The organism is Streptococcus australis (assembly GCF_015553625.1).
GTDB classification, from domain to species: Bacteria; Bacillota; Bacilli; order Lactobacillales; family Streptococcaceae; genus Streptococcus; species Streptococcus australis_B.
Window position 1 is genome coordinate 61,016 of sequence record NZ_JADNGY010000002.1, and the last position, 13,165, is coordinate 74,180.

A 13,165-nucleotide genomic window follows, 5' to 3' on the forward strand; every position below is an offset into this window, starting at 1 on the left:
CTATTGTTTTAGAAGAGCAGATTAGGCTTCACGCCTATGTAATTTTTTGCTGTTTCTACAATCATCTAGAATATACAAAAAGAGAGAACGAATTCGCTCTCTCTTTTAAGCAGTTGCTAGATGACATTTTTACAGCTATTGGTCTTTTTTAAACCCAAGTCCTCGGAACCATTTGGATAAGCCTTTTTTACTCTTGTGTTCTGCTCTTCCTGCAACTTCTGGTAAGTCATCTTCGACTTGTAACGGATACTCTGTTTGACTAGAATCATCTAGAGAAAGTTGAGCCGGATCAATTGCTTCCTCCTCTTCTCCTACTGCAGTTTTTTCTCCATCCTCAATTGACTGAATCTTCTCTATCCGACTCCTGAAATCTCTAGCCTCTTTTTGATAAGCCATAAAGGTTTCAAACTCTGCCTCAAATTGTACTTTTTTCTCCTCGACTTCAGTTTTAGCAGAGGCAACCAAGGCTTGCGCATCTACTAGCAATTCAGATGCATCGGTGAACAGTTTCAGATGCCCTTTGACTTGTGCTAATTGATTTTTTGCAAGTTGAAGTTGTGCCTGTGCTCCTTCAAGCTTAGATGCAGTCTCTCTCGCCGCATTTTGTAAAACTTCTAATTGCTTTTTATCTTCTTCTAATGCTAGAGTGGCATTTTTTAAGGCCTCTTCTTTTGGGATAATCGCTCCTTGTATCCGAGCTCGTGAAACCGCCAGTGAGCTTGCTGCTTCCTTGGCCTCTGTCGACGCAGCCTGCCATTTCTTCATCGCTAAAGCTAGGTTACTTTGAGCACGCGCTAATAGTTGCTCATGACTTGCAAGAGAAGTCTTGACATCGAATAAATGACCAGAAAGGATATTGATGCGGGATTCTTGATTTGTTCTTTCAACTTTTAGACTCTCCAAAGCATTTTTGACAGTCTTTACATCCGCTTTTGTCGTCCTTGCATTGGCAACGTTTCTCACCCACTTTGTCAGTTCTTCACTGGTATAAAGGGGGGATGACTCTTCAAAGAAAGCTACTTGAGATACCTCTAAATCTGGATCATAGGCAACTGAAATGGCCTTATATTGATTCCCCATCATTTGGACATAGTGTCCAATCTTAGCAAATAACTCCGCTCCCACTTTCTTAGAGATTTGGCTAGGATCTAGTTGACTTTCATCTATTGGTAAACCGTATTGATGAGCAATTTGATGATACAGTTCCTTTTCACTATACCAGAAGGCAACAGCCTCCCTAGGCCGATAGCCCCAAGCAATCAATTCATTCTCTTGCCAGTTGGACAGGGCTTGTCCATGGTTTTGATGATAGTGCGTTTGAAGTTGACTAACCGGTAATTGATAAGGAGCGACCAAGAGCTCACCTAAACCTGCCTGGCGACGGTACTGATTAATGGTATCTACAATTTCTAACGCTTTTAGGACGTTATCTAATCTAGTGGCCTTTCCACCTGTCAGCTGGTCCTCTACACGCCCACGATGATAAAGCGACATAGCTTCAACAGCACCTTGGTCACCAGCCTTGGCCCACTCCTCTAACAAAGTCTCATAGCTTGTCTGTTGAAGATTGATTGGACTAGCCATGGCCGCTTCACGGACTTTTTCTAACTCTACTAATTTTTGGGAGATTTGATAAGTTAATTTTTCAACTTTTTTCTGTACTCCCGCAATTTCGCTGGAAACTTGCTTTAAGACATAGGGCGCTTTGGATTGAGTTTCTGTCAGATTTAGCACTAAGGTTTGAGCTATTTTTAATTCGTTTTGCGCCTGCTCCTCTTTTAGCTGTGCCTGTGCTAATACTGCCTCATCATTCTGGATGGGTTGTTTGGCTTTTCTTAATTCATTTCCTGCGATATCAACAAGTAACTGCTGGGCAGCAATTTTATTCTCTTGACTCTTTATGGCAGAACGAACTTGACTATCAGCCTCACTTGCTTGGCGTACCTTTTCTTGTTCTAGAGTAACAACTGCCTCAGCAACCGCAATTTCATTTTCAGTTTTGCCAAGGGATGTTTGATTGGATTCTTCAATCATCGTTTCAGTTGTCTCTAGGTTTGCTTCAGCAGCTTCCAGACCTGATTTGGCGACATTGTATTCAGATTGAGCCTGGTTCAGCCGTAACCGTTGGTCTTCGACTCTTTTTTCAGCTTTTTGCAATTGGTCATGTAAGATATTTTTATCCATAAAACTTGAATCCATTTCAGTCACATCCGTCGATTGCTGATCGGCAGGATCGTTCTGGACAATCTCTTCAGCCTGTGCCTTATGGCCGGACAAACCTGAAAAGAGGGTTGTCGCTGCGACACCCGTTGTAAAGACTGATTTTCCTATTTTTTTGCCCATTGCAAACACCACCAACACTTTTTCATATCTGTTATCTCTCCATAAGGATACCACATTTTGTTACCAATAACTAGTAGGATGAGGAAGATTTTTTCTATTAATTTTAGGGCAAAAGAAAAACAGCAAATGCTGTTATTCTTCTTGTTTAATTTGCTCCAACATCTTCTCTTCTTCTGGAGTCAAGTCATAGTTTTCAAGCAGGTCTGGACGACGCTCTAGTGTCTTTTTCAAACTCTGATAGAGACGCCATTGACGGATATTTTCATGATGCCCACTCATGAGGACATCTGGAACTGTCATCCCTCGATATTCATAGGGCCGTGTGTATTGAGGGTATTCTAGAAGGCCGGACGAGAAACTATCATCCTGGTGGCTGGACTCTTTTCCGATCACTTCTGGAATCAAGCGTACGGTCGCATCAATCATGGTCATGGCAGCGAGCTCGCCACCGGTCAAGACATAGTCTCCAAGAGAAATCTCATCTGTCACCAGGGACTTGATCCGCTCATCGTAGCCTTCATAGTGGCCACAGATAAAGATCAATTCTTCTTCTTGAGCTAACTCTTCTGCATAACGTTGATCAAAAGTCCGCCCAGCTGGATCTAGTAAAATCACGCGCGGATTCTTTTTCTCAATGGCATCAAAGGCATCGAAAATCGGCTGAGCTCGCAAGAGCATGCCTTGCCCGCCACCATAGGGTTCATCATCCACATGCCGCGCCTTCTCTGCATTTTCACGAAAATTATGGTAGTTGATCTCAAGGAGTCCCTTTTCACGCGCCTTTCCGACGATGGAGTGCTCCAGGGGTGAAAACATCTCTGGAAAGAGGGTTAAAATATCAATCTTCATCGTCTAACCCTTCCAAGATATCTACATCCACTCGGTTTCCTGGGATATCAATATTGAGGACAACTGGCGGGATATAAGGCAAGAGAAGGTCTCGTTTACCTTTGCGCTTCACCACCCAGACATCATTGGCACCCGGTTGAAGGATCTCCTTGATTTGACCGATGAGTTGGTCATTTTCATAAACATCAAGGCCGATGATCTCGTGGTAATAAAACTCGCCCTCGTCCAAATCGGTCAAGTCCTCTTCGGCAACCTTGAGGCTAAAACCCTTGAACTTTTCGATGGCATTGATATGGTACATATCCTTAAACTTGATGATATCGAAGTTTTTGTGCTTGCGGTGACTGGCAATAGTCACCGTTTGGACAAACTGATCCTTCTCATCAAAGAGAGCTAACTCTGCTCCTTTTTTAAAGCGCTCTTCCGCAAAGTCTGTCACAGACAAGACCCGCATCTCACCCTGCAAACCCTGCGTATTGACGATTTTCCCAACATTAAAATAATTCATGATTTCTCCACTGTAGTTTATTCACTCTATTTTATCACGTTCAAAGGTTTTTCTCAAATGGACTTTTCCGCTAGAAACTGCTCTAAATCCTTCTCGTGCTGGTATTTGACAGCTGCTGTTTGATCCTTTTCAAAGACGGTTTTAGTAAGGTCGATGTTATTGATAGATGGGATGGCTACTGTATAGTGTATGATATCAGCCAGTTCTTTGGCCTCTTCCTCATTTGAGTACTGAACACCCTCTTTTCAAACGTCCATTTAAGACCTCAGCCACTTCCCCAACCTCTTCGACGAGCTTAATTAATAGACCTTCTTCTGTTCGAGTGTCTTTTAAATAAGCTTGTAATTGGCCAATGATGACTTCTTTCGGATCTACTGCTTGTAACAAAAAAAACGGGATAGAGTCCCGCCTTTTATTTTTCGTCAATAACGATTCTTACTTTTTTATCTTCAGTTGGGACAGAGTAGACAATCGTTCTTATCGCAGAAATGGTGCGACCTTTCCGACCGATCACTCGACCAACATCGCTAGGATCAAGGTCAAGGTGGTACTCCAAGAATTCAGGAGTATCTTCGATCTTGATGGTTAAAGCATCCGGTTGTGAAATCAAAGGTTTCACAATTGCAATAATAAGATTTTCAATCGTATCCATACATCAACCTACTTTATGATTATTTTGAGAATTTAGAATCGTGGAATTTCTTCAATACACCTTCTTTTGAAAGGATGTTACGAACTGTATCTGAAGGTTGAGCTCCATCAGCCAACCATGCAAGAACGCGATCTTCTTTCAAAGTTACTTGGTTTTCTTCAACAAGTGGATTGTAAGTTCCAACTGTTTCGATGAAACGACCATCACGTGGTGAACGTGAATCTGCTACGTTGATACGGTAGTAAGGTTTTTTCTTAGAACCCATACGAGTCAAACGAATTTTAACTGCCATTTTTATAATTCTCTTTTCTATATTTTAATTTTCGGTGAAATAGACAAGCTATTTAGCACATGATCTATTATAACACATTTTAAAGACCTGTCAAGAAAAAAACTTGACACTATTAAAAATTTTTTTATTCGATCTCAAAGCTATAAGATTCAGCCTTTGGGGAATTAGATTCAATCACATAGTTTCCAGAAGGAAGTCCGCTTACATCCAAGCGCTTCCCTTCAAATTCTTTAGGGAGAGATGTCACTGTGATGGTAAAGGAAAAGCCCTTTATTTGGCGGTAGTTAGCATAATCCAAGGTCAGAATCCCTCGAAGTTCTGTTTCTCCAGCTTTTTCAGCAGCTAGTAAGTCTGTTGCCAATTGATTTTCGAAATAGGGATTATCGATTGGGAACTGAAGACGAACCTCGCTTACCTCTAAGCCCTGTTTACGAAACTCTTCTTTTATTTCCTGAGTCAGTTTTTGAAAACCTTGAGATTCAGCGAAGGCTCTTTCGAAAAATGGTGCAACAAGCCAGCTTTTGGAATGGTAAGCTAGTTCTTCTGCCGTGTCATAGTTTTTCCCACTTTCTTCTTTGGATAGATGAGTAGCATAGGGAAAGTCAAACTGAACCGTTTTTCCCTCAACCCTTTCTTGATAGCTATAGGCATATTTAGTCGACATCCCATGGAGTTCAGCTGCTTTAAAACTTAGGTCTCCTTTAAATCCCGCTTCCTGATAAAAGCCAGAAATTTGCTCTTGGATTTCTTTTTCTTCTTGATTAGTAAAATAAAATAGAAAACAAATTAAGAGAGCGACCACTGTGGCGAATGCAAGAAGCAGATAGCGAAGCCATCTTTTGATGGTAACCCTTATTGATTTAAATTTATTCATTCCACCATGATACCAAAAAACTAGCTTAACAGCTAGTTTGAAATAAGTTTTTACTTAAGGATATCCAGTAACGCTTGATAGTCAGCAACGACATATGTCGGTACTGCTGGACTGGTATTTTCTTTGTGATCCGGATTATACCAGACGGTATCAATCCCCGCAGCATTGCCCCCAGCGATATCCGCCGTCAAAGAATCCCCTATCATAAGAGCTTGCTCCTTGGTAAAACCAGGGATCAAGTTACCGATCTTTTCATAAAAGGCTACTTCCGGTTTTTGAGTTCCTAATTGTTCAGAAATAAAGATCTCCTTGAAATAAGGGGTAATGGCTGACTGCTTCAAGCGTCCTTGCTGAATAGCAGTAACACCGTTGGTAGCCCCATAGAGTTGATAGCCCCTTTCTTCCAATTCCGCCAGCAAGTCTACTGCTCCAGGAAAGCTCTGTCCCTGTTGGCTAATATAATCTTGGTAGCGCAAAGCCATCTCTTCACCATCTACCTGTCTTCCAAAATGAGCAAAGGCAATCGCGAACCGGCTGTTAATCAAGTCTTTTTTGCTAATTTTCTTTTGTTCCAAATCCTTCCAGAGCCCTTGGTTCATAGGTTTGTAGTAATCCTTAAAGGCTTGAATATCTTGAACTCCCTGGTCCTTAAGAAATTGCGTTAAAGCCACTTCCTCCGCTGTATCAAAATCCAACAAGGTGTGGTCTAGGTCGAATAGTAAAAATGAATATGTCATTACAAACGATCCTTTAATTTTTCTACAAATAAATAGGCTGCTGGGCAAGTGAGGGTATTCTTGATAGTCAGATGGTTGATCTGGTAGATTTTCTTGCGGTCCGTATGAGGGAATTCTCGGCAAGCCTTGGGACGCACATCATAGATAGAACAGAGATTGTCGCCACCTAAGAAAGGGCAAGGCATGGATTTAAAAACCTTGTCTCCATCTTCATCGACTTCTAAAAACTCTGCTTCAAAGGCAGGCAACTTCATCTTGAAATACTTGGCAATGCGCGTGATATCTGCTTCCTTAAAATCGGGTCCTAGGATCTTACAGCAGTTGGCGCAGGCGGTACAATCAATTTCTTGAAAGACTTCATCGTGAATTTCATGCGCTATTTTATCTAAATTCTTAGGTGGCTTCTTTTTCAGATTCGCCAATACCTTGCGATGCTCCTTTTGCTTTTGAAGCGCTAACTGATGGTATTTTTCTAAGTCAATTTCTTGAGACATAAACTACTTTCTAATTGCTAAATGGATAAAAGCATTATACCATACTCGATAAAAAAGGGCAGGATAGAACAAATGGAGTTCACCATTTATTCTATCCTACCCCTCAAGTTAATCGATTAGGAAATTGCAATTCCCCATATTAGCTACTTTTCAATCGCCTCATGACTTTTATCAGACGCTTTTGAGTTTGGACATATTGGCTTATTCTTCTTCATAAAAACTTAGGCTTTTGGACCTTTCTCATCCAAACTCCAAGTTTCCTCAATGTAAGGAATAAATTGAGCCAAGGTTTCTGGATCCCCTTCAAAAGACATCAAGTATACCTTATCATCCTTTTGGAAGACCCAAGTAATGAGGTACTGTCCAGATTTAAGGATAATATTGAGCTGCAAGGCTTCATTCCCTGAGACAGTGGTCTTCGCTCCCCACATTTTCTCTACTTCTTTGTTGTCATTCCAATAGTAAGCAATTCGGTTCGCAATCAACTCTGCGTTGAAGACTTCCCCTTCACCGACATTTGCTTTCTCTTTAGTATACCCGTTCATGGTAACGATGTTGTAGGCACTTCCATCCGTAAATTGAATGCTATCTCCACCATCTATATCTGTAAATTTAATCCACTTGCTTGGGATATCGATATAACCATAATCTGCAGAACCAACCCGCTTGGTTTCGACAGAACTCTTGGTATCATCCGATGATTTTGACTCTACCTTGCTAGAAGTCTTTTTACTAGAGGATTTTTTGCTCTTTTTTACCACCTCAGTGGAACTAGATTCAGATGACAATGGTTTTCTAGACTCTTTTTTAGGTGTGCTACAAGCTACAAGGGCAATAGCTGATAAGACCGAGACAGTCGCTAGTAGGAACTTATTTTTCATCTTTCCTCTCCTTTGTGATGGGTTTTGATACCTCTAGTTTATCACGTTCAATGAAGATTTGAAAGCGCTATTTGTCTAGTCCGATACAAAAACGCCCCTAGCGGGACGTTTGATTTGTTGGAATATTTCAGAGAGAAGCTCACTCCTCATCCATTGAAAGAACTGACAAGAAGGCTTCCTGTGGTACTTCTACAGATCCGATAGCTTTCATCCGTTTCTTACCGGCTTTTTGTTTTTCAAGAAGCTTCCGTTTCCGTGAGACGTCCCCACCATAACACTTGGCCAAGACGTTCTTACGAAGAGCCTTGATATCTGTACGTGCAACGATCTTATGACCGATGGCTGCTTGGATAGGCACTTCAAACTGTTGCCGAGGGATAATCTTCTTGAGCTTCTCAACGATCAATTTACCACGTTCATAGGCAAAGTCCTTGTGAACGATAAAGCTGAGAGCATCGACGGTATCGCCATTAAGAAGGATATCCATTTTAACCAATTTAGAAGGACGGTATTCAGACAACTCATAGTCAAAGCTTGCATAGCCACGCGTAGAGGATTTCAATTTATCAAAGAAATCAAAGACAATTTCAGCCAGTGGGATTTGATAGATCACATTAACCCGATTTTCATCGATGTAGTCCATAGTCACAAAATCCCCACGTTTGCGTTGGGCCAATTCCATGACAGCTCCGACAAACTCTTGTGGCACCATGATTTGCGCTTTGACATAAGGTTCTTCGATTGAAGCAATCTTGGTTGGATCTGGGAACTCAGACGGGTTGGACACATCTAGCACTTCTCCATCTGTCAAATTGACCTTATAGATTACAGACGGCGCTGTCATAATCAAGTCAATATTGAACTCGCGCTCCAAGCGTTCCTGGATAACATCCATATGAAGGAGTCCCAAGAAACCACAACGGAAACCAAAACCAAGGGCTTGAGATGTTTCTGGCTCAAATTGAAGACTAGCGTCATTCAATTGCAACTTCTCCAAAGCTTCCCGAAGATCGTTATATTTGTTGGATTCGATTGGATAAAGACCTGCAAAGACCATTGGATTCATTTGTTTGTATCCATGAAGAGGCTCACTAGCAGGATTGGACGCCAAAGTTACAGTATCCCCGACACGAGTGTCCGCAACAGTCTTGATAGAGGCTGCAATATAACCAACATCTCCTGTCGCAAGGAAATCACGACCAACCGCTTTAGGAGTAAAAATCCCTACTTCAGTCACATCAAAGGTCTTGCCATTGCTCATCAACTGGATGGTGTCGCCAGGCTTCACCATACCATTGACCACCCGAACTTGAAGGATAACTCCACGATAGGGGTCGTATACTGAGTCAAAGATCAAGGCTTGCAATGGAGCAGCAACATCCCCAGTAGGAGCTGGAACTTTCTCGACGATTTGTTCCAAAATCTCTTCAATCCCGATACCAGCCTTGGCAGAAGCTAGAACTGCCTCACTAGCATCCAGACCAATGACATCTTCTACTTCTGTGCGCACCCGTTCTGGATCGGCAGCTGGCAAATCGATTTTATTGATAACAGGCAGGATTTCCAAATCGTTATCCAAAGCCAGGTAAACATTGGCTAGGGTCTGGGCTTCAATCCCTTGAGCCGCATCCACTACGAGAATGGCCCCTTCACAGGCAGCAAGTGAACGCGAAACCTCATAAGTAAAGTCCACGTGTCCCGGAGTGTCAATCAAGTGGAAGATGTAGGTTTCTCCGTCTTTTGCCGTGTAATTCAACTCGATGGCATTAAGCTTAATGGTAATCCCACGTTCCCGTTCCAAATCCATGCTGTCCAAGAGCTGGGCTTGCATTTCCCGACTAGAAACGGTCTCAGTTTTTTCTAAGATTCGGTCCGCCAAGGTTGACTTTCCGTGGTCAATATGGGCGATAATCGAGAAGTTCCGAATCTTCTCTTGTCGTTTCTTTAATTCTTCTAAATTCATTTTTTCATCCTTATAAAACTATTCAGTATATTATAACAAAAAAGATAGGCCTTTGCCTATCTTAATCCATTATTTTCAAAAATCGCTTCTGTGTTTTATTTCCTTCGTAGCCTATATGTTCATAAAAAACATGGGCTTCCTTACGATGAGAGGCAGAACTCAAACGAATAAAGGAATAGTTATGAGTTCGAGCAAGAGTTTCAACTCGCTCCATCAATTGCCGACCAATCCCACGTCCTTGAGCAGAAGGGAAAACAGCAAGTCCTAAAACATTTAAACCTGGATCGCTATATATACTCTCATAGGCTTCTGCTTCGACATAGCCTAAAATATTTCCAGTTTGGTCCTCTTCATAAACAAAGCAAAAGTGATCCGAATCTGGCTGATTGAATTTATCGATCTGAGCTGTTACTTTCTCAAGGGTCGAATCATACCCCAATACCTGGTGGCACAAATCACGAATTTGACCTGCATCTTTAATTTGAACGGTCCGAATCATACTTCTACCTCCATGAAGTCTTTTTCTTTATTTTAGACCTTATACCTAAAAATATCAAGTTTTACAATATATTAATAGAATATTTTGTATTTCTATTTAATTCGAATAAAAATAATTAATGAAGAATAAAGGATTTCTATTTACTTTTTCGATTTAATTCGCTATAATGAGTTGTAATGTAAAAAGGAGGTGAAGCTCTTGGCAAGAGGACGTGGAAAAGCAAGCCCACAAGATAAAGAGGCTTTGCGCATTATTTCCGAAAAAATAAGAGAACTATTAAAGGTTCAGAATAAGAGACAGGTCGATTTATCTCGTACTACTGGTATCCCAGCTAGTACTTTGACTGGCTATGTAAAAGGGACTTCTCTCCCAGTTAGTGAGAACTTAGAAAAGATTGCTAGCTTCTTTGAAATCCCCATTTCTGATTTAGATCCTCGTTATGGTCAACCAGATACCTTGGAGGATTCTAAGATTGAGTTTATCTATAAGCAACTGGATGAAGATTTTCAAAATACACTCTTAGAGGAAGCTAATCGCTTATTGGTTTTACAGGCTGAACGGAAACGTATCGAAAAGAAATACACACCATATACAGTCTTCGACAGTTATGCTGCAAGTCAAAGTGCTTCAAAGGGAGATTTGGTTTGGTTTGATCAAAAACTAGCTTATGATCTAGCACTTTGGATTCATACAGACTCGCTGGAACCTAAATATCCAAAGGGATCTGTTGCCCTAATCAAGCAAACTTTCTACGATACTGCTGGTGCCATCTATGCTATTGAGTACGATGGGCAGACCTTGATCAAGCGTGTCTTTCGTGAAGCCCAAGGGATTCGTCTCGTTTCCCTCAATAAAAAGTATAGTGATAAGATTATTCCTTTAGAGGAGGAACCGAGAGTCATCGGAAAAGTCATTGCTAGCTTTCTACCAGCTAAGGAGGATGAGCTATGATTCGATTAGTTGCTATTGATTTAGATGGGACCCTTTTATCACCAGACAAAACCATTAGTCCTGCTAATAAGCAGGCTCTTTTGGATGCTGAAGCTGCTGGTGTACACGTCGTTATCTGTACAGGTCGCCCTCTCTCTGGTGTACGTCCAATTTTTGAAGAAATTGGCTTCAAAAGTAATCACTCCTACTCTGTGATTAACAACGGTTGTACAACTGTCAAATCATCAGATTGGTCTGTCATCAGTTATAATGCCTTATCTGAAGAAGATTTGGTTTATCTTGATCAACTGACTCAGGAGATTTACCCTCAATTGAGTTTATTCGATTTAAATCGCTATATCATTTTGAATCGGAAACCTTCTGAAATAGCTAAAATGGATGCTAGCATTGTTTCTGCAGTCCCTGTGTCACTTGGCCTAGAAGAAATTCTTGAGGCACAACCGATTTTCCAAGGGATGTTTATTGATCAGATAGAGCAGATTGATGTCTTTCAAGAAACCTATGAAGAAGTATTAGCCCAGCGCTTCCACACTATTCGCTCCCAACCGATCCTATTTGAGATCCTTCCTAAGGAGGTAAATAAAGCGACCGGCTTAAAGGCACTGGCTGAATACTTGGGAATACCAAGGCAAGAGGTCATGGCTATCGGCGATGAGAACAACGATATTGAAATGATTGAGTACGCGGGTCTTGGAGTTGCTATGGGCAATGCTCCAGCTGCTATTAAAGCTTTGGCTGATGTCACTACTACTTCTAACGAAGAAGACGGTGTCGCTACTGCTATCAAGCGATATGTTTTACAAGCACAGAACTAGAAAAGGAAAAACAAATGAAATACCCAACATTATTAGAACGTTTTTTAACCTATGTCAAAGTCAACACTCGCTCTGATGAGACTTCAACAACAACTCCTAGTACAGCTTCTCAAGTAGAGTTTGCAAAGAATGTACTTCTTCCTGAAATGGAACGAGTTGGACTGCAAAAAGTTTATTATCTTCCAAACGGTTTTGCCATTGGAACTCTTCCAGCAAACGATCCAAGTCTTACCCGAAAGATTGGCTTTATCTCTCATATGGATACAGCCGATTTCAATGCTGAGAATATCCGCCCACAAGTCATCGAAAACTATGATGGTGGCACTATTGCTCTTGGTGATTCTGGTTATTCACTTGATCCAGCCGACTTTGCTAACCTCCATAACTACAAAGGTCAAACCTTGATCACTACTGACGGTACTACCCTTCTTGGTGCAGATGATAAATCAGGGATTGCTGAGATTATGACAGCCATCGAATACTTGAATGCTCATCCAGAAATCAAACACTGCGAAATCCGAGTTGGCTTTGGACCAGATGAAGAAATCGGAGCCGGAGCAGATAAGTTTGATGCAGAAGATTTCAATGTTGACTTTGCCTATACAGTTGACGGTGGTCCTCTTGGTGAATTGCAATACGAAACCTTCTCCGCTGCAGGAGCTGAAATTACCTTCAAAGGCCGCAATGTGCACCCTGGTACTGCTAAGAACCAAATGGTGAATGCACTTCAGTTAGCAATTGACTTCCACAATCAACTCCCTGAAGAAGACCGTCCTGAAAAAACGGATGGCTACCAAGGTTTCTACCACTTGATGAATGTAGATGGTACTGTTGAAGAAGCACATGCTAGCTACATCATCCGTGACTTTGAGACAGAGAATTTCGAAGCTCGTAAAGCCATGATGGAAGACATCGCAAACAAGTTGAACCAAGAACTTGGTGCCGAACGTGTTCTCTTGACTCTTAAAGACCAGTACTACAACATGAAACAAGTCATTGAGAAAGACATGACACCAGTCAACTTGGCTAAAGAAATTATGGAAGATTTGGGTATTACACCAATCATTGAACCAATCCGTGGTGGGACAGATGGGTCTAAAATTTCCTTCATGGGAATTCCAACTCCAAACATCTTCGCTGGTGGCGAAAATATGCACGGTCGCTTTGAATATGTCAGTCTTCAAACCATGGAGCGTGCCGTCGACACCATTATCGGTATTGTTAGCCATTCTTAATTCCATATACTTAACAAAAATGAGGCTGGGACAAAAGTCCTAGCCTCTTAATTGTTTTTGGATTGTCGAGCA

14 protein-coding genes and 1 pseudogene are annotated in these 13,165 nt (G+C 41.5%); 3 read left to right on the forward strand and 12 right to left on the reverse strand.

Going from position 1 to position 13,165, the window contains the following annotated elements:
* Positions 1-135 precede the first annotated feature (135 nt).
* The 12 genes and pseudogenes from I2D56_RS01700 to I2D56_RS01750 all read right to left on the reverse strand — a co-directional run bounded on the left by I2D56_RS01700 (position 136) and on the right by I2D56_RS01750 (position 10,092).
* A complete protein-coding gene (locus I2D56_RS01700; RefSeq protein ID WP_195347832.1) occupies positions 136-2,343 on the reverse strand; it encodes a CAP domain-containing protein in 2,208 nt (735 codons plus the stop codon).
* Between the two features lie 132 nt (positions 2,344-2,475).
* The gene (gene trmD / locus I2D56_RS01705; RefSeq protein WP_195347833.1) at positions 2,476-3,192 is read right to left on the reverse strand and encodes a tRNA (guanosine(37)-N1)-methyltransferase TrmD; all 717 of its coding nucleotides are present in this window, start codon (positions 3,190-3,192) and stop codon (positions 2,476-2,478) included.
* Positions 3,182-3,700, reverse strand: coding sequence for a ribosome maturation factor RimM (gene rimM / locus I2D56_RS01710; protein WP_023023341.1), 519 nt, complete (start codon positions 3,698-3,700; stop codon positions 3,182-3,184). Before rimM ends, trmD begins: the two co-directional genes overlap by 11 nt.
* Positions 3,701-3,753: 53 nt before the next feature.
* Positions 3,754-4,087 (reverse strand): annotated as a pseudogene (locus tag I2D56_RS09785) (nucleotide pyrophosphohydrolase).
* Positions 4,088-4,112: 25 nt separating this feature from the next.
* Positions 4,113-4,352: an RNA-binding protein KphA gene (gene kphA / locus I2D56_RS01715; protein WP_003001620.1), complete on the reverse strand. Its 240-nt coding sequence runs from the start codon at positions 4,350-4,352 to the stop codon at positions 4,113-4,115.
* 19 nt (positions 4,353-4,371) lie between these two features.
* Positions 4,372-4,644 (reverse strand): 30S ribosomal protein S16, encoded by a 273-nt coding sequence (gene rpsP, locus I2D56_RS01720; protein WP_006596292.1) that lies wholly within the window; start codon positions 4,642-4,644, stop codon positions 4,372-4,374.
* A 124-nt stretch (positions 4,645-4,768) separates the two neighbouring features.
* Positions 4,769-5,518 (reverse strand): hypothetical protein, encoded by a 750-nt coding sequence (locus I2D56_RS01725; RefSeq protein WP_195347834.1) that lies wholly within the window; start codon positions 5,516-5,518, stop codon positions 4,769-4,771.
* Between the two features lie 50 nt (positions 5,519-5,568).
* The gene (locus tag I2D56_RS01730) at positions 5,569-6,255 is read right to left on the reverse strand and encodes a YjjG family noncanonical pyrimidine nucleotidase (protein ID WP_195347835.1); all 687 of its coding nucleotides are present in this window, start codon (positions 6,253-6,255) and stop codon (positions 5,569-5,571) included.
* Positions 6,255-6,749, reverse strand: a complete 495-nt coding sequence (locus tag I2D56_RS01735) for a YkgJ family cysteine cluster protein (protein ID WP_195347836.1) — start codon at positions 6,747-6,749, stop codon at positions 6,255-6,257. Before I2D56_RS01735 ends, I2D56_RS01730 begins: the two co-directional genes overlap by 1 nt.
* A 221-nt stretch (positions 6,750-6,970) precedes the next feature.
* The gene (locus tag I2D56_RS01740) at positions 6,971-7,630 is read right to left on the reverse strand and encodes a hypothetical protein (RefSeq protein ID WP_195347837.1); all 660 of its coding nucleotides are present in this window, start codon (positions 7,628-7,630) and stop codon (positions 6,971-6,973) included.
* A gap of 139 nt (positions 7,631-7,769) precedes the next feature.
* Positions 7,770-9,593: a translation elongation factor 4 gene (gene lepA, locus I2D56_RS01745; RefSeq protein ID WP_048788851.1), complete on the reverse strand. Its 1,824-nt coding sequence runs from the start codon at positions 9,591-9,593 to the stop codon at positions 7,770-7,772.
* A gap of 61 nt (positions 9,594-9,654) precedes the next feature.
* The gene (locus I2D56_RS01750) at positions 9,655-10,092 is read right to left on the reverse strand and encodes a GNAT family N-acetyltransferase (RefSeq protein ID WP_195347838.1); all 438 of its coding nucleotides are present in this window, start codon (positions 10,090-10,092) and stop codon (positions 9,655-9,657) included.
* A 198-nt stretch (positions 10,093-10,290) separates the two neighbouring features.
* On the opposite strand from I2D56_RS01750, the gene I2D56_RS01755 reads away from it, so the two are divergent.
* Genes I2D56_RS01755 through pepT form a run of 3 tightly spaced genes read left to right on the forward strand, consistent with a single transcriptional unit; the run spans position 10,291 to position 13,093 of the window.
* The gene (locus I2D56_RS01755) at positions 10,291-11,043 is read left to right on the forward strand and encodes a LexA family transcriptional regulator (protein WP_048690652.1); all 753 of its coding nucleotides are present in this window, start codon (positions 10,291-10,293) and stop codon (positions 11,041-11,043) included.
* On the forward strand, positions 11,040-11,858 hold the full coding sequence (locus I2D56_RS01760; protein ID WP_195347839.1) for a Cof-type HAD-IIB family hydrolase: 819 nt from the start codon (positions 11,040-11,042) through the stop codon (positions 11,856-11,858). Before I2D56_RS01755 ends, I2D56_RS01760 begins: the two co-directional genes overlap by 4 nt.
* A gap of 14 nt (positions 11,859-11,872) precedes the next feature.
* Complete coding sequence (pepT, locus tag I2D56_RS01765) at positions 11,873-13,093, forward strand: peptidase T (RefSeq protein WP_195347840.1); 1,221 nt, start codon at positions 11,873-11,875, stop codon at positions 13,091-13,093.
* Positions 13,094-13,165: the final 72 nt, after the last annotated feature.